Origin of the sequence: Stenotrophomonas terrae, from assembly GCF_001431465.1 — a bacterium.
GTDB lineage: Bacteria > Pseudomonadota > Gammaproteobacteria > Xanthomonadales > Xanthomonadaceae > Stenotrophomonas > Stenotrophomonas terrae.
This window is the reverse complement of the sequence record NZ_LDJJ01000015.1, coordinates 85,812-102,279: the sequence shown is the minus strand read 5'-3', so window position 1 is coordinate 102,279 and position 16,468 is coordinate 85,812. Positions and strand designations below refer to the sequence as shown.

Below are 16,468 nucleotides of genomic sequence, written 5' to 3'. Positions count from 1 at the left end.
GGGAGGGTTGGGAGGGGTTAGCGCTTCGCAGGGGACGCAGCCGTGGCCTTGCGTCTGTAGTGCCGAGCCATGCTCGGCTGAGGCTCTACCGGTGAAGCCCTTGCCGAGCATGGCTCGGCACTACATCACTCTTCTTTTTTGCTGCAGGCAGGGAGAGGGCTGGGGAGGGGTTAGCTCTTCGCAGGCGGAAGCAGCCGTGGCCTCGCGTCTGTAGTGCCGAGCCATGCTCGGCTGAAGCTCTACCGGTGAAGCCCTTGCCGAGCATGGCTCGGCACTACACCCCCCTCCCTTTGCCGTAGGCAAGGGGAGGGTTTGGGAGGGATTAGGCTTTGCGCTGTTGGATTTTCAGCTTCGCGGCTTATGCCGCTCCCACAACTGCAGCGTGGCTATCAGCCCAGCAGGGTGCGCACTTTCTTCAACGCGGCCATGAAGGACTCGATCTCTTCATGCGTGTTGTAGAACGCCAGCGAGGCGCGGCAGGTGGCGGCGACGCCGTAGTACTGCAGCAGCGGGTGCGCGCAGTGCTGGCCCGAACGCACGGCCACGCCCTGCAGGTCGAGCAGGGTAGCCAGGTCGTGGGCATGTGCGCCTTCGATCTGGAACGACACCACCGCCGCCTTGTGCGGGGCCGTGCCGAAGATGCGCACGCCTTCGGCATGCTGCAGCTCTTCGGTGAAGTGGGCCAGCAGTTCCTGCTCACGTGCCTCGATGTGCTCGCGGCCCAGCGCTTCCATATAGTCCACGGCCACGCCCAGGCCGATGAAGCCGGCGATGTTCGGGGTGCCGGCTTCAAACTTGTGCGGGGCATCGTTGAACACCGTGCCGTCGAAGCTGACTTCCTTGATCATCTCGCCACCGCCGAGGAAGGGCGGCATGTCCTGCAGGTGTTCGCGACGTGCCCACAGCGCGCCGGTACCGGTGGGGCCGCACATCTTGTGACCGGTCACCGCATAGAAGTCGCAGCCGATGGCGGCGACGTCGATGAGCAGGTGCGGCGCAGCCTGCGAGCCATCAATCACGGTGATGATGCCGCGCTTGCGCGCTTCACGGCAGATCTCGCGGACCGGGTTGATGGTGCCCAGCACGTTGGAGACATGGGTGAGCGCCAGCAGCTTCACTTCCGGCGTCATCGCTGCATGCAACGCGTCCAGGTCCAGGCTGCCGTCCGGGCTGATCTCGGCCACGCGGATGGTCGCGCCGGTGCGCTGGGCGATCAGCTGCCACGGCACGATGTTGGCATGGTGCTCCATGCGCGAAACCAGGATCACGTCGCCGGCCTTCAGTCGCGGCAAGGCCCACGAATACGCCACCAGATTGATCGCGAAGGTGGTGCCACTGCACAGCACCAGCTCATCGGCGCGCACGTTGAGGAAGCGCGCCAGTTTGTTGCGCGCGCCCTCGTAGGCGTCGGTGGCCTCGGTGCCCAGCGCATGCACGGCGCGGCTGACATTGGCGTTGTAGCGGCGGTAGAACTCGTCCACCGCGCCGATCACCGACAGCGGCTTCTGCGCGGTGTTGGCGTTGTCGAAATACACCAGCGGCTTGCCGTTGACTTCGCGCATCAGCAGCGGGAAATCAGCGCGCACGCGCTCCCAGTCGGGGGCGCTGGCCGGGTGCTGGATCGGACGCGGGGAACTGAGGTTCATGCCATGCCTGCCTGTTGCAGTGCCAGGTCCAGATGACGGGCCAGCTTTTCGGTGAGAACGCCTTTCACGGCGGCCAGCGGCTCGTGGCAGAAGGCGGCGCTGAGCATGGCGCGGGCCTGTTCGGCCGGCACGCCGCGCGTGCGCAGGTAGAACAGCGCATTGGCATCAAGCTGACCGACGGTGGCGCCGTGCGCGGCCTTGACCTCGTCGGCATCGATCACCAGCGTCGGCTGGGTATCGATCTCGGCGTCGGCCGACAGCAGCAGGTTCTTGTTGGACAGGTTGGCATCGGTGCCATCCGCGCCTTCGCGGATGTTGATGCCGCCATGGAACACCACGCGGCTGCGGTTGGCCGCCACGCCGCGCCAGACCAGCTCGGCGCTGGTGTCCTTGGCGATGTGCTCGATGCCCAGGCGGGTATCGATATGGCGGCGGCCGGTGCCCAGCAGCACGCCATTGGCGGTGAGCTTGGCGTTGTCGCCTTCCAGGCGCACGTTGAGCTCATGACGGCTCAGCGCAGCGCCCAGTTCCAGATCGATGCGACGGTACTGCGCATCGCGGGCCAGCACCGCATCGGTGCGCAGCAGCGACGTGGCACGCGCGCTGTCGGCCTGCACGCGGGCATGCGACAGCACGGCGTCCTGGGCGATGTGGACGTGCACCAGGGTGTTGTCCAGATGCGCGCTGTCGCCAGCCTGCAGGTGATGTTCGACCAGTCCGAACACAGCGCCGCGGCGCAGCTCGATCAGGTGGCGGTGATGCCAGGCATGGTCGCTGCTGTCTGCCGCACTGACGAAAACCAGATGCAGCGGGGTTTGGCTGAGGATGCCTTCGGCAACCTGCACCAGCACGCCTTCATCGGCGAGTGCGGCGTTGAGCTGGGCGAACACTTCTTCGGCATGTTCGAAGCGACGGCCGAGGAAGCGCAATGCCTCCGGCTCGTCCTTCTGTACGGCCGACAAGGTGCGCACCTGCACGCCGGCATCCAGCGTGGACAGGTCGCTCAGGGCAACGCTGTGGCGGCCATTGACGAAGACCAGACGCGGCGACGGAATGTCGGCCAGCAGTGCTGCATCGATGTCGGGTGCCTGCAGCGGTGCGGCGGTGAAGTTACGGCGTTCGAGCTGGCGCAGCGAGGTGTACTTCCAGGCCTCGTTGCGGGCGGCGGGCAGGCCGGTCTTGAGCGCAGCCTCAAGAATCTCCTCCCGTTCGGCGATTTTCGTTGAATCCCCGCACATGGATGTGCGGGCTGTTGCGAAGGATTCGCGCAACGAATCTAGCAGGGCAGTCATTACTTGGCCGCCTCGCGGACCACGCGGTCCTTCAGGAAGTCATAACCGTGCGCTTCCAGCTCCAGCGCCAGTTCCGGGCCACCGGTCTTGACGATGCGGCCGTCGGCCAGCACATGCACCACGTCCGGCTTGATGTAATCGAGCAGGCGCTGGTAATGGGTGATGACCAGGAACGAACGTTCCGACGAACGCAGGGCGTTGACGCCATCGGCCACGCTCTTGAGCGCATCGATATCCAGGCCGGAGTCGGTTTCGTCCAGGATCGCCAGCTTCGGCTCGAGCACGGCCAGCTGGAAGATCTCGTTGCGCTTCTTCTCGCCACCGGAGAAGCCTTCGTTGACACCACGGTGCAGCAGTTCGTCCTTCAGGTGCAGCACGGCCAGCTTCTGCCGGACCAGCTTGAGGAACTGCATCGAATCCAGTTCTTCCTCACCGCGCGCCTTGCGCTGCGCATTGAGCGCGGCACGCAGGAAGTAGGTGTTGTTGACGCCAGGGATTTCCACCGGGTACTGGAAGGCCAGGAACAGGCCGGCGGCGGCGCGCGCTTCCGGTTCCAGCTCCAGCAGATCGTTGTCTTCAAACAGCACGGTGCCGGCGGTGACGTCATAGCCTTCACGGCCGGACAACACATTGCCCAGGGTGGACTTGCCGGCGCCGTTCGGGCCCATGATGGCGTGCACTTCGCCCGGTTTCACGTCCAGCGACAGGCCCTTGAGGATTTCCTTGTCGCCGATGCTTGCGTGGAGGTTTTCGATCTTCAGCATGAGGGTGCGTTCTTCAATATGTAGGGTGCGGGGCGATCAGAGCTCGCCTTCGGCGCGATCGAGGAAGGTGGCGCGCAGCCATTGCGTGCGCTGCCGGGTCAATGCGGCCTTGTTGCTGGAATACAGCATCGGATACACCGAGCCGTACAGGATGCGCGGATCCTCGTCCTTGCCAACCGGGTAGCGCGCTTCGATATCGGCATCGCGCAGCGGGATCCACAGGCGCTGGGCGGCGCGCAGCTTGTCGATGGCGACGGGCTGGCCCTGCAGCTGCTGCATCACCTGCCGGTATACGGCGTTGAGCTCGGCATCGGCGGCGGTGGCTTCGGCCGCCGCGCACTCGTTGATATCCAACTGGGTGCGGGCGTCATCGCAGGCCTTGCCCGCCGACGCAGCGGAGGCGGCGAACGGCAGCAGCGCCAGCAGGAGTAGCGGTAGGCGGCTCATCCGACCGATCCTTCCAGCGACACTTCCAGCAGTTTCTTGGCTTCCACCGCGAATTCCATCGGCAATTCCTTGAACACCTGCTTGCAGAAGCCGTCAACGATCATCGACACCGCGTTTTCCTGGTCGATGCCGCGCGCACGGCAATAGAACAGCTGGTCGTCGGAGATCTTGGAGGTGGTGGCCTCGTGCTCGACGGTGGCGCTGGGGTTCTTCACCTCGATATAGGGGAAGGTGTGGGCGCCGCACTTCTTGCCGATCAGCAACGAGTCGCACTGGGTGTAGTTGCGCGCGCCCTCGGCGCCGCGGTCCACCCGCACCAGACCGCGATAGGTGTTCTGGCCATGGCCGGCGCTGATGCCCTTGGAGATGATCTTGCTCTTGGTGCGCTTGCCGACATGGATCATCTTGGTGCCGGTATCGGCCTGCTGGCGGTGATGGGTCAGCGCCACCGAGTGGAATTCGCCCACCGAGTCATCGCCGAGCAATACGCAGGACGGGTACTTCCAGGTGATGGCCGAGCCGGTTTCCACCTGGGTCCAGGTCACCTTGGAGCGCGCGCCACGGCATTCGGCACGCTTGGTGACGAAGTTGTAGATGCCGCCGACGCCGTTCTCGTCGCCCGGGTACCAGTTCTGCACGGTTGAATACTTGATCTCGGCATCTTCCAGCGCCACCAGCTCAACCACGGCGGCATGCAGCTGGTTTTCATCGCGCATCGGCGCGGTGCAGCCTTCCAGGTAGGAGACGTAGGCCTTGTCTTCGCAGATGATCAAGGTGCGCTCGAACTGCCCGGTGTTGCTGGCGTTGATGCGGAAATAGGTGCTCAGTTCCATCGGGCTGCGCACGCCGGCCGGCACGAACACGAAGCTGCCGTCGGAGAACACCGCTGAATTGAGCGCGGCGAAATAGTTGTCGCCCACCGGTACCACCGAGCCCAGGTACTTGCGTACCAGCTGCGGGTATTCGCGGATGGCTTCGGAGATGGAGCAGAAGATCACGCCCTTGTCGGCCAGTTCCTTGCGGAAGGTGGTGCCGACCGAAACCGAGTCGAACACCGCATCCACGGCGACGCCGGCCAGCTTGGCGCGCTCGTGCAAGGGCACACCGAGCTTCTCGTAGGTGTCCAGCAGTTCCTTGGGAACTTCGTCCAGCGACTGGTACTTCGGGCCCTTCGGCGCGGAGAAGTAGCTCAAGGCCTGCAGGTCGATCGGGCCGATCTGCAGCTTGGCCCAGTCGGGCTGGCGCATGGTCAGGAAGTGGCGATAGGCATCCAGTCGCCACTGCGTCATCCACTCGGGCTCTTCCTTCTTGGCCGAGAGCGCGCGGATGACGTCTTCGTCCAGGCCGGGCGGGAAGGATTCGGATTCGATCAGCGTGACGAAGCCGGCGTCGTATTTGCGACCCAGTTGTTCGTGGATTTCACGGTTCGGGCTGTCGGCGGTGCCGACGTTTTCGAGGATCTCGGTGGCCATCAGGGCTGCCTACGGTTGTTCAGGAGACGACGTCGGCGCTGATGCGGCGACGGTCGGCAAGCGGTAAGGGGTGCAGCATCTGCGCGAGGGTGACGCCGCGCAGGGCATCGGAAACCACGTCATTGATAAGCCGCCAGTTGGAGCGCACACCGCACTGCCCGGCAAGGCCGCACTGGCTCTGCTCCTGGCTGCATTCGGTGATGGCCAGCGGACCTTCCATCGCTTCCAGGATCTCGATCAAGGTGATCTCGGAGGCGGGACGGGTGAGCCGGTAGCCGCCATGCACACCGCGCAGGCCTTCGACCAGACCGGCCTGGGCCAGCGGCTTGAGCAGCTTGCTGACGGTGGGGGGCTCCAATCCGGCAGCTTCAGCCAGATCGGTCGCGCTCAGCACTTCGGCTGGCCGTGCGGCGAGCACGGTCAGGACGACGGTGGCGTAATCGGTAAGCTTGGTGACGCGGAGCATTGCGGGATTGGGGGGTATCAATGTGGACCAAAATTGTACGCTTTCTCGCGAAAGGGTCCAAGCTCTGTTGTTCAGGTGGCAGAAGGGGCGGTGAAGCGGCTTGCTGTTTCCTCTCCCTTGCGGGAGAGGATGCCGAAGGCAGGAGAGGGGAGCGGCGCAGCCGCTTGCTGTTTCCTCAGGGCGAAGAGATGGGGAGCAAACGCCTCCCCTCTCCCCAGCCCTCTCCCGCAAGGGGAGAGGGGGCAAAAAGCGGCATTGAGTGAACCTGATGCCTTCCTTTCCTTCGCGCGAGATTGCCGAAGACAAGAAAAGTAGCGGCGCAGCCGCCTGCCGTTTCCTCTCCCCTCGCGGGAGAGGATGCCGAAGGCAGGGGAGGGGCGGCGCAGCCGCTTGCCGTTTCCTCTCCCCTTGCGGGAGAGGATGCCGAAGGCAGGAGAGGGGAGTGGCGCAGCCGCTTGCTCTTTCTTCAGGATGAAGAGATGGGGCGTCAAAGGCCTCCCCTCTCCCCAGCCCTCTCCCGCAAGGGGAGAGGGAGTCAGAGCCCACATCCCTTGCCCCGGTGACGTTGATGGCCGTCTTCCCTGCATTGATTGCAGTGCTCCCCTTGGGTTGTCCTGCCCGATGGGGGAGAATCACCGCCTCACTCAAGTCCCGGCCATGTACATGCCCAAGAAGATCCAGGCGCGCAAATCCTCCATCCACGGCAACGGCGTCTTCGCCGTGGCGGATATCAAGAAGGGCGAGCGCGTCATTGAATACAAGGGCAAGCGCCGTACCCATGCCGAGGTGGATGCAGATGACGCGGGCGATGTGGAGACCGGCCACACCTTCCTGTTCACCCTGAACGACGACTACGTTATCGACGCCAACTACAAAGGCAATGACGCACGCTGGATCAACCACAGCTGTGATCCGAATTGCGAGGCGATGATCGAAGAAGCCGAAGGCGACGACCGCACGGCCGACAAGGTGTTCATTGAAGCTATCCGCGACATCAAGGCTGGCGAAGAGCTGACCTACAACTACGGCATTACCCTGGCTGAGCGTCACACCCCGCGCCTGAAGAAGATCTGGGAATGCCGCTGCGGTTCGCCCAAGTGCACCGGCACCATGCTGCAGCCCAAGCGCTGAGTCCCTGGCAGCAGCGCCTGACTTTGTGGGAGCGGCGTAAGCCGCGAAGCTACTGCCAGCTCAGATGTCATCAATTTGCTGTTGTGCGGCCCTCCGGGGAATACGCTGCTTCCAAGCTGACACACCGTCAGCTTCGCGGCTTACGCCGCTCCCACAAGTAAGCAAAATGAAAGAGGCCGCAATCGCGGCCTCTTTGCTTTCCAGTGACAGTGCCGCTCAGTTCCCCAGCAAACCCTGCGGCACGAAGCTGCCCAGGTTCTGGTTGAAGTCCACCGCGATGCGGCCGTTCTGGATGCCGACCGATTTCACCTGCAGTACGCCCATCACCTTGGCGATGGCTGGGTCGATCTTGTAGATCGGCTCGCGGCGGGCGTAGTCGGCCAGCCAGCTGTTCAGCAGGCTGCGGGTACTGGAATCCAGTTCACCGCCGCCGGCAGCGCTGGGGCGGAAGCCATCGACCGTGGGCTGGTCCAGGTGGAAGCCCTGGGTCTGTGCGTCGTAGCGCAGGCCGCTGCTGATCTGGACATCACCCACCGGCATCGACGAGCCGCCGGCGGCCATGGCCAGGTTGAAGCCCAGGTCCAGGCGGCTGCCTTGCGGCAGGGTCAGGTGCGGCTGGCTGACGGTCAGGGCCAGCAGCCCGCCCAGTGCCTTCTGCGTGCGCGGGAAGCTGCCATCCAGGTACTGCTGCACATCGGCTGCACCCACGGTCAATTGCTTGCCATTGATCTGCGGTGCGGCGTGGGCGCTGCCAGCGAGCGCGATCAGGGCAATGCTGGGGAGAAGCAGGGAACGCAGTTTCATCGGGCGCACTCGGTAGTTGCAGCAGGTTGGAATAGCAAGATAACCCTATCGGGTGAACGGCCAATTAGCGCGCTCAACCCAATGGGCAGGCCTCATTCTCGAACAGTACCTGCAGAGGCATGTATCAGCTTCGCCACGACGGTTTCGTGCTTGAAGTTGGCCTCATCCGCGGGCGCTGAGCCTGCGCAGCATCCGGCGCTGCGTTGGCACGAACAACCGGCGAGCAGAGTGGTGGCGATCAACAGTGGGACAGCGCGCATCGGCGGCTCCTGATTGTTGTCGTCAGTCTAAAGGGCCAGCCAACGGCCCTGCCAGCTGCTTATTCGACAGGGGCCTGCAGCACCTGCAGCTTGTGCAGCAGCTGGTCCAGTTCCGGCTGTAGCGCGCTCAACAGACTGCCCGGCTTGCCGGCCGATTCGGCCAGGGTTTCCAGCAGGCCGGTGGCCACCACGATGCCGGCATCCTCATTGCAGGACAGCCGACGTTGGCCTTGGGCAGTTTCCAGCTGGTGCATCCAGTTGTACTGGCTGCGTTGTTCGAACTCGATCGAGCAACGGCCGCTGCACTGCTGGCCGTCGGTCTCGATCGGAGTGACGGAGATACGGTAGCGATGCTTGCTGATGGACATGGTGGACTACGAAGGAGAGCGGGGGAGTGGCCACCATAGGCCGCTGCGGGCACAGGTACGAGGGTTTGAACCATGACGCTGTGTTCCAGTGTTTTCCCCATGCCACTGACGGAACGCTGCGGCCCATGGGAACGTTTTCCGCGCTGCGGCGGCCCAAAAAAAACGGGACGGCTGAGCCGTCCCGTTTCTTCGCCAAGGGGCGCGCTGATTACAGCGCAGCGTCCTTGAGCTTCTTGAGCGGACGCACCTTGAGCTTGGTGGTGGCCGGCTTGGCGGCAAACCACTGCTCTTCCTTGGTGAACGGGTTGATGCCCTTGCGCTTCGGCTTGGCCGGAACGCTCACGGTGGAGATCTTCAGCAGGCCCGGCAGGGTGAAGGAGCCAGCGCCCTTCTTGTTGACCGAGGCAGCGACGGCGCCTTCCAGGGCGGCGAACACAGCGCGCACGTCCTTGGCAGCAACCGAGGTGGCTTCAGCGATGTGGGCAACCAGACCGGACTTGGTCAGTGCTTCCTTGATCGGCTTCGGTGCGGCCGGCTTGGCGGCAGCCTTGGTTGCAGCCTTCGTTGCTACTTTCTTCACTGCCTTCTTCGGGGCAGCCTTTTTAGCGGTCTTTGCCATGATTTCCTGTTCCGTGAACGGTTGGTTGTTGGTCGTGCCGACCCCGTCGGCAAGCGAAATGTAGGGCATGAATTGCGTGACGCCAATAGGTAATCGAAGAAAAAGCCCATAAAAATTGCTTCCGGGCGTATTTGGACAACAAATCGGTGCCGGAAGTGATGCAAAAGCAGGGTTGAGCGGTGATCGCTGTCGCTGTCGCCCCGCGTCGACGGGCACGCCTTCGGCATGGCCGGTGGTGCCGCACAAGCTGCTAACGGGAGGTGGTTTAGGCTGCTTGCGTCATCCACCACGAGGAGTTCGACCATGGGTATTTCGCGTCACGCCACCGCACACTGGGAAGGCGATCTGAAGACCGGGCAGGGCCGTTTGAGCACGCCGCAGAGCGGTTTGATGGAGAACACCCGCTACGCCTTCAACAGCCGCTTCGGCGATGAGAAGGGCACCAACCCGGAGGAGCTGATCGCCGCGGCACATGCCGGCTGCTTCACCATGGCGCTGTCGGCCAAGCTCAGTGAGGCAGGCTTCCCGCCGACCTCGCTGGACACCCGCGCCGATGTCGACCTGTCGATGGAAGGTGGCCCGCAGCTGTCGCAGATCCGGCTCAAGGTAAAGGCGGTGGTGCCAGGCCTGGATGAGACGCGGTTCCGCGCGATTGCCGATGACGCCAAGCAGAACTGCCCGGTGTCCAAGGCCTTGAGTGCGGTGCCGGTCAGCCTGGATACCGAATTTTCGGCCTGATCTGTTCGGCCTGATCTGGTATTGGCCCGGCAGGCGTGCAACGCTGGCCGGGCCGATTCAGGGTCGTTTCACCCGACGCACCTGAGCATCTGTCATCCCAACCCGGTGGTTACTGCCATGTGTCGATCGTTTGCTGTTGCCGCTGTCCTGCTTGCCGGTGGTCTGTGCGCATTCAATGCGTCCGCGCAGCGTTATGACGATGGCCAGTATCGTCCCAACGGCTCTTACGATGACGGCCAGTACCGGCCCGATCGCTACGACGACGGTCAGTACCGCCCGGGCCAGGGCAATGGCAGCGACCCGGTCTATGACTATGCGCGGGTGGTCAGGGTCGATCCGGTCATCGTCGGCGGCGGGCAGGGCAGCAACCAGCGCTGCTACGAGCGCAACGATGGCGGTTATATCAATGGAAACAACGGCTATCAGGCTGGCGGCTATGGCAACAACGGCTATGGCAGCAACACCTACCGCAATGATGGCTACTACGACCGTGGCCAGGACAACGGCCAGTACCGGCAGGGCAATGAGACCGGGCGCCAGTTGGCGACGGTGATCGGTGGGCTTGCCGGCGCGGTGCTGGGCAGCCGCATCGGTGGTGGCGATGGCCGCTACCTGGGCACTGCGGTCGGCACCATCGCCGGTGGCGCCGCTGGCCGCGCGATCTATGAGGCCAGCAACCGGCCCAATTACCAGCGCGGTGACGTGCGCGTCTGCGAGCCCAGTGGCTATGGCAGCGAAAGCGAGCGCGTCGATGGCTACGATGTCACTTACGAGTACGCCGGCCGCCAATACCGCACCCACCGCGACTATCACCCGGGCGAACAGATCCGCGTACGCGTCGACGTAAGCGCCGACTGAGCGCGGCGGGCGTTTCTGCCCGGATGAGGCGCAGAGCACGGTTTGTCAGCGCCGGTGGATGACGGCATAGTCCACGCATTCCGTTCTGGAGGGTGCGTGATGCGTCGTATTGCCTGTGTAGCTCTGTTGCTCCCCTGTCTGCATGCGCTCCCGGCCCTGGCCGAGGTCAAACTGCTGTTGGCCGATACCATCCGCACCGGTGATGCCGCCCAGCCTGTGGCTGGTGCGATGGCCTGGGACAGCGACACTGGCCGCGTGCTGCAGGTGGGCAGTGCCGAGGCACTGCGCAAGGCCTACCCGAAGGCGGCAGCGCTGGAACTGGGCGACGCCACCGTGGTGCCGGGCCTGATCGATGCCCACGCGCACATCATGGGCCTGGGCAATACCTTGATGCAGGCCGACCTGACCGGTGCGCGCAACCGCGGCGAGGTAGTGGAGCGGCTCAAGGCTTTCGAGAAGACGCTGGCGCCCGGTGAGTGGCTGCTGGGCCGCGGCTGGGACCAGAACCGCTGGGACAACACCGATTTCCCCACCGTCGCCGACCTGGATGCGGCCTTCCCGCAGCGTCCGCTGTATCTGGAACGTGTCGATGGCCATGCCGGCTGGGTCAACAGTGCAGCCATTCGCGTTGCCGAAAGGGCCGGCAATTCCCTGTCCGGTGATTGGCAGCCGGAAGGTGGGCGCATTCTGCGCAATGCGGATGGCACGCCCAGTGGCGTGCTGGTGGATGGCGCCGCAGCGCTGGTCTATCAGTACATTCCGGCGCTGGACGATGCATCACGTGAGAAGCGCCTGCAGGCGGCATTGCAGGCGGCGGTCAGCAATGGTCTGACCGGTGTGCATGACATGGGCGTATCGCGAGAGGACCTGGCGCTGATGAAGCGTCTGGCCGACCAGGGCGAGCTGCCGCTGCGCATCGACGCCTATGCCGATGGCAACAATGAAGCGCTGGAAGACCTGTGCAAGGCAGGCCTGTATGCCCATCCGGGCGGGCGGCTGGAGATGCGCGGGGTCAAACTTTACATGGACGGGGCCTTGGGCAGCCGCGGCGCGGCCCTGCTCACCGCCTATAGCGACGACCCGCACAACCACGGCCTGTTGATGACCTCGCCGGAAGAGTTCGAAGTGGCGGTGCGCAAGGCGGACGGTTGCAAGGTGCAGGTCGCCACCCACGCCATCGGCGATCGCGGCAACCGCATCGTGCTGGATACCTACGAGAAAGTCCTGGGTGCGCACAAGGGTGATGACCACCGCTGGCGCATCGAACACTCACAGGTGGTAGCGCTGGACGACATCCCGCGCTTCGCCAAGCTGGGGGTGATCGCCTCGATGCAGCCGACCCATGCAACCTCGGACATGGGCTGGGCTGAGCAGCGGGTTGGGCCCGAGCGCATTCTGGGCGCCTATGCCTGGCAGCGTTTTCTGCACAGCGGCGCACGCTTGGCCTTGGGTTCCGACTTCCCGGTGGAGCAGGTCGACCCGCGGCTTGGCCTGTATGCGGCGGTGACCCGCCAGGACCGTGATGGCCAGCCGCCGGGCGGTTGGCAGCCGGAGCAACGCCTGAGTGCCGCCGAAGCCCTGCGCGGCTTCACCAGTGACGCGGCCTGGGCTGGCCATGACGAAGCGCAGGTCGGCAAATTGCAGCGTGGCCTGCGTGCGGACTTCGTGGTGCTGGATCGAGACCCGCTGAAAGTCGCCGCCGACCAGCTCGATGACCTGAAGGTGCTGTCGACCTGGGTCGATGGTGAGCCGGTTTACAAGGCGGCTACGCCGGAGGGTTGAAGCCTTGCGACCGCGGTAATGCTGTCTACTTGAACATCTGTCACCCGGAAGCCGATGCCAAACTCCTGGCATCGGCTTCTTTTGTAGGAGCGGCGTCAGCCGCGAAGCTCGTGATTCATTCGATTGCGGACATGTTGGCAACTGCATTGCTGCCGGCTTCGCGGCTTACGCCGCTCCTACAACAAAAGCGATTGCCATGTCTGCGCATCAGGTGCGGGTCGGCTCCACCGATGGGTCATACAGGCTGCGCAGTTTCTTCTTGTTGATTTTGCCCACGCTGGTGCGCTCTATCGAATCGACGAAGCTGACGCGGTCCGGGATCGCGTAGCGTGAGATGTCACCGGCGCGGCTGCGCGCGGCTACCAGTTCGATTATCTCGGCTTCGGTAACCGTGCTGCCTGCGTGGCTGACCACCAAGGGCAGTGGCCGTTCACCCCATTTCGCATCGGCGACGCCGATGACGGCAACTTCATTGACCGCCGGGTGCATGGCGATGATGTCTTCCAGTGCGAGCGAGGAGATCCACTCGCCACCGGTCTTGATCACGTCCTTGATGCGGTCGGTGACACGCAGGTAGCCGCCGCTGTCGATGTTGCCGATGTCGCCGGTGTGCAGGTAGCCACCGGCCCACAGGGCGTCTGAAGCGTCGGGGTTGTGCAGATAAGCCTGGGTCAGCCATGGCGCGCGCACCACGACTTCGCCGGTGGCGATACCGTCATGGGTGACCTCGTTCATGTCCTGATCGACGATGCGCAGCTCGACCAGCGGTATCGGAATGCCGGCCTTGGTGCGCAGGGACAGTTCTTCGTCGGTGCCCGCCAACATCTCGGCGTCGATGTGGGCGAGGGTGAGTACCGGGCAGGTCTCGGACATGCCGTAGCCACCGAAGATGTCGATGCCGCGTGCCAATGCCTGCTGGCAAAGCGCGCGTGGCAATGCGGCGCCACCGATGATGACCTTCCAACCGCGCAGATCGGTATCTGCCGAACTGGGATGGGCAAGCAGCATGTGGAGAATGGTCGGCACGCAGTGCGAGAACGTCACCTTCTCGCGCGCGATCAGTTCCAGCAGCTTGCCCGGCAGGTAGCGGCCCGGATAGACCTGCTTGATGCCCATCAGCGTGGCCACGTACGGCACGCCCCAGGCGTGCACGTGGAACATCGGCGTGATCGGCATATACACGTCGTCGCGATGCAGGCGGCCCTGGGCGGGCGCGCTGCCCAGTGCCGCCATCGCCGCCAGCGAATGCAGCACCAGTTGCCGGTGGCTGAAATACACGCCCTTGGGCAGACCGGTGGTGCCGGTCGTATAGAACAGGGTGGCGCGGCTGTTCTCGTCGAAGTCGGGAAAGTTGCTGACCGGCTCGGCCTGCGTCAGGCCCGCCTCGTACTCCGCGGCGAAGCCATCGGGCAGTGGACCGCCTTCGTCATCCAGCAGAACCCGCGTGCGCAGATCCGGCAACTGTTCGTTGATGCTTTCCAGCACCTGCAGGAACTCGCGGTTGGCCAGGATCACCCGCGCGCCGCTGTGGTTCAGGGTGTAGGCGATCTGTTCCGGGGCCAGGCGTATGTTCACCATCATCAGCACGGCACCGATCATCGGCACGGCGAAATAGCTTTCCAGGTAGCGGTTGCTGTCCCAGTCCATCACCGCCACGGTGTCGCCGGGCTTTACGCCCAGCGAGGTCAGCAGCCCGGCCAGCTGGCCGATGCGCGCCTGCAATGTGCGGTAGCTGAAGCGGACCCTGTCGCCGTAGACGATCTGCTGATCGGGACTGACCGCCAGTGGTGTGTGCAGCAGCTGCTTGATCAGCAGGGGATAGGCGTAGGCGCTGGAATCGGTCTGGTTCGAGTCTGTTGCGAATGGCATCGGGATGTCCTGGGGCAGCGCTCAGCGACTGGAAACGGCGGGAATGGACAGCTGCGAACGCTGCAGCGGCGCATCCGCACGCGGCGTTGGCTGGATCAGCGCATCCTGCGGCAGGGCGCTTGTTGGGTCTTCAAGGTGATCCCAGACCTGATCCATCGCCGCGAACATGTACGGCAGCAACGGCACATAGCGCTTGCGGTAGTCCGGGAAGGCCAGCAGCGAATCGAAGTGCTGGCCATTGCTTACCCGCCAATAGGCGATCTGCGCGCCAGCCTTGCGAGCCAGCGGCAGGTAGCGGTCACTGGTCATGCTGATCGGTACCAGCCCATCGTCGGTGCCGTGGATGACCACGATCGGCAGGCCGCGACGCGGTGCCTTGGCGGCGGCGTCAGCGATACCGGCGCGTACCCGCTTGGCATCGGCGCTGTCACCCATGCCGAGAGTACGCAGGCAGCTCAGGCCGCGTAGCGGGTCTTCCGTCGACTGGGCAGCATTGCCGTCCACCAGCACCACGCCACTGCCGGGCGGGATGCCGCTGGCTTCGCTCCACCAGCTTGCGCGCAGCTCGGCCGCTGCCGGGCCGGGTTTGCCGTCGGCGCCCACGGCGGAGTAGCTGTAAGCGCAGGGATGTTCGCCAACGCCGTAGCGGCCATAGGCCGATGCATAGGTCGCCGCGATCGCACGCCACAGGTCGAACCCGGTCGAGAAGGCACCAGCACGCAGGGCGCCCTCGTTCAGGCCTGCGTCGGTGAGCTGCTGGCGTGCCGACTGTGCCTGTGCGGCGGTGTCATCGCCTTGTACCAGCCCGGCCGATTTCAGGACGGTACAGCGCTGTGTCCATGCCGGTGCCGCCTGTGCCTGCATCGGCGGTTGCGGCAGGTCATCAAGCGCAAGCAGGGCGCAGGGCATCAGCAACGCGGACTGGGTGACGAAGTCGTATAGCGGCGGTGCGCCGGCCACCGAGACGTTCGGCTCACCGGCCACCATCGCATCGAACCAGTCGCCTTCGATCTCCGCCGCACGCAGCACCGCGCCGCCGCCGTTGGAGACGCCCGCGCCCAGCGTGCGCGTATTGGCCGGGGTGAAGGGTGCCGATTGCGGATAGGCGCGGTCGAGCGCCTGCAAACCGAACTGCAGTGCCTGCAGCAGGTGCCGGCCCCAGTCCGATTCCGGGTTGTCGCCGGAGTGGGCGTGCTTGAAAGCAATGCCGTGCGCGGTTTTCGGATTGCCGGGAAGGAATGCAAGCACGCCTTGGGAGGCGGGCGTGCCATCGGATTGGAAGCCCGTCTTGGTGTCCAGATCGTAGTAGTCGCTGCCGGTGCCCTTGTCTGTGTAGGCGACGGCGCAGCCGTGCGCCAGCCCCCAGCTGCCGGCGACCGAGATCGCGCCATAGATGCCGCGCGAGCCGGACGAAGCGGTGGCCACCAGACAGCGTCGCGCCGGATCGAAGTTATCCGGAATCTGCACCAGCACGCGGTGTGGTTGCTGGGCGTCGGGGATGCGCGCATAGGCCGAGAATTCACGGCCCGGTGCCGCCTGCAGGTTGCCGTAGACATCGCCGAAACCGCCGCCAGGGGTGAGGTCGGCGATGCCGCGCCAGCTGCTCCAGATCGCACGACGCCGTGCTTCCTCGGCGGTTGGCAGGGCCGCGCTGGCGAAGGCCGGGGCGGTGGTGGCGCGCAGGCCATCGAGCCCCAACCCGGCCGTCAGCAGATCATCGCTGCCGCGGTGCTCGGTTTCGCGCCATTGCTCGAACACAGGCGCAGCAGCGCTTGGGCAGGACTTGGCGGCGTTGGCGACGGAAACGCCGCCCGACAACAGCGGCAGCGCAGCGCAAAGCAAGGTGACGGGGCGGGGAATGTTCATCGCCCCACACTAGCAAGCCAAGGTGGAGATGCCAGCGTACCTAGGTACCCGTGCCCGGTTGTCCGTGAATTTGCTAACCTCGCTTG

At 64.5% G+C, this 16,468-nt stretch carries 15 protein-coding genes; 4 read left to right on the top strand and 11 right to left on the bottom strand.

The window, feature by feature from the left end; translation table 11 throughout:
- Window positions 1–389 precede the first annotated feature (389 nt).
- Genes ABB27_RS05710 through ABB27_RS05685 form a run of 6 tightly spaced genes read right to left on the bottom strand, consistent with a single transcriptional unit; the run spans window position 390 to window position 6,087 of the window.
- Window positions 390–1,646, bottom strand: a complete 1,257-nt coding sequence (locus ABB27_RS05710; protein ID WP_057627268.1) for a cysteine desulfurase — start codon at window positions 1,644–1,646, stop codon at window positions 390–392.
- Window positions 1,643–2,938 carry a Fe-S cluster assembly protein SufD gene (sufD, locus tag ABB27_RS05705; protein WP_057627267.1) on the bottom strand — a complete coding sequence of 432 codons (1,296 nt, stop codon included), beginning with the start codon at window positions 2,936–2,938 and terminating at the stop codon, window positions 1,643–1,645. The genes ABB27_RS05710 and sufD overlap by 4 nt, the downstream gene beginning before the upstream one ends.
- Complete coding sequence (sufC, locus tag ABB27_RS05700) at window positions 2,938–3,702, bottom strand: Fe-S cluster assembly ATPase SufC (protein ID WP_057627266.1); 765 nt, start codon at window positions 3,700–3,702, stop codon at window positions 2,938–2,940. The genes sufD and sufC overlap by 1 nt, the downstream gene beginning before the upstream one ends.
- A 36-nt stretch (window positions 3,703–3,738) precedes the next feature.
- A complete protein-coding gene (locus tag ABB27_RS05695) occupies window positions 3,739–4,149 on the bottom strand; it encodes a lysozyme inhibitor LprI family protein (RefSeq protein WP_057627265.1) in 411 nt (136 codons plus the stop codon).
- Window positions 4,146–5,621 (bottom strand): Fe-S cluster assembly protein SufB, encoded by a 1,476-nt coding sequence (gene sufB / locus ABB27_RS05690; RefSeq protein WP_057627264.1) that lies wholly within the window; start codon window positions 5,619–5,621, stop codon window positions 4,146–4,148. Before sufB ends, ABB27_RS05695 begins: the two co-directional genes overlap by 4 nt.
- A 19-nt stretch (window positions 5,622–5,640) precedes the next feature.
- Window positions 5,641–6,087 carry an SUF system Fe-S cluster assembly regulator gene (locus ABB27_RS05685; RefSeq protein ID WP_057627263.1) on the bottom strand — a complete coding sequence of 149 codons (447 nt, stop codon included), beginning with the start codon at window positions 6,085–6,087 and terminating at the stop codon, window positions 5,641–5,643.
- 663 nt (window positions 6,088–6,750) lie between these two features.
- Here ABB27_RS05685 and ABB27_RS05680 point away from each other — a divergent pair.
- Window positions 6,751–7,218 carry an SET domain-containing protein gene (locus tag ABB27_RS05680; protein ID WP_057627276.1) on the top strand — a complete coding sequence of 156 codons (468 nt, stop codon included), beginning with the start codon at window positions 6,751–6,753 and terminating at the stop codon, window positions 7,216–7,218.
- A gap of 216 nt (window positions 7,219–7,434) precedes the next feature.
- Here the strand turns inward: ABB27_RS05680 and ABB27_RS05675 are convergent, their stop codons facing one another.
- The 3 genes from ABB27_RS05675 to ABB27_RS05665 form a co-directional block, all read right to left on the bottom strand.
- Window positions 7,435–8,022 (bottom strand): YceB family lipoprotein, encoded by a 588-nt coding sequence (locus ABB27_RS05675; RefSeq protein ID WP_057627262.1) that lies wholly within the window; start codon window positions 8,020–8,022, stop codon window positions 7,435–7,437.
- Window positions 8,023–8,341: 319 nt separating this feature from the next.
- Window positions 8,342–8,650, bottom strand: coding sequence for a DUF3861 family protein (locus ABB27_RS05670; RefSeq protein ID WP_057627261.1), 309 nt, complete (start codon window positions 8,648–8,650; stop codon window positions 8,342–8,344).
- A 208-nt stretch (window positions 8,651–8,858) separates the two neighbouring features.
- Window positions 8,859–9,269 carry an HU family DNA-binding protein gene (locus tag ABB27_RS05665; protein WP_057627275.1) on the bottom strand — a complete coding sequence of 137 codons (411 nt, stop codon included), beginning with the start codon at window positions 9,267–9,269 and terminating at the stop codon, window positions 8,859–8,861.
- A gap of 303 nt (window positions 9,270–9,572) precedes the next feature.
- Here ABB27_RS05665 and ABB27_RS05660 point away from each other — a divergent pair, with 303 nt between their 5' ends.
- The 3 genes from ABB27_RS05660 (at window position 9,573) to ABB27_RS05650 (ending at window position 12,647) form a co-directional block, all read left to right on the top strand.
- The gene (locus tag ABB27_RS05660; RefSeq protein ID WP_057627260.1) at window positions 9,573–10,007 is read left to right on the top strand and encodes an OsmC family protein; all 435 of its coding nucleotides are present in this window, start codon (window positions 9,573–9,575) and stop codon (window positions 10,005–10,007) included.
- A gap of 117 nt (window positions 10,008–10,124) precedes the next feature.
- A complete protein-coding gene (locus ABB27_RS05655) occupies window positions 10,125–10,865 on the top strand; it encodes a glycine zipper 2TM domain-containing protein (protein ID WP_057627259.1) in 741 nt (246 codons plus the stop codon).
- A 99-nt stretch (window positions 10,866–10,964) separates the two neighbouring features.
- Window positions 10,965–12,647: an amidohydrolase gene (locus ABB27_RS05650; protein WP_057627258.1), complete on the top strand. Its 1,683-nt coding sequence runs from the start codon at window positions 10,965–10,967 to the stop codon at window positions 12,645–12,647.
- Between the two features lie 207 nt (window positions 12,648–12,854).
- Here ABB27_RS05650 and ABB27_RS05645 read toward each other — a convergent pair whose 3' ends face one another.
- Complete coding sequence (locus tag ABB27_RS05645) at window positions 12,855–14,516, bottom strand: fatty acid--CoA ligase (RefSeq protein ID WP_057627257.1); 1,662 nt, start codon at window positions 14,514–14,516, stop codon at window positions 12,855–12,857.
- A 21-nt stretch (window positions 14,517–14,537) separates the two neighbouring features.
- Complete coding sequence (locus ABB27_RS05640; RefSeq protein ID WP_083491161.1) at window positions 14,538–16,382, bottom strand: 3-hydroxybutyrate oligomer hydrolase family protein; 1,845 nt, start codon at window positions 16,380–16,382, stop codon at window positions 14,538–14,540.
- Between the last annotated feature and the right edge of the window lie 86 nt (window positions 16,383–16,468).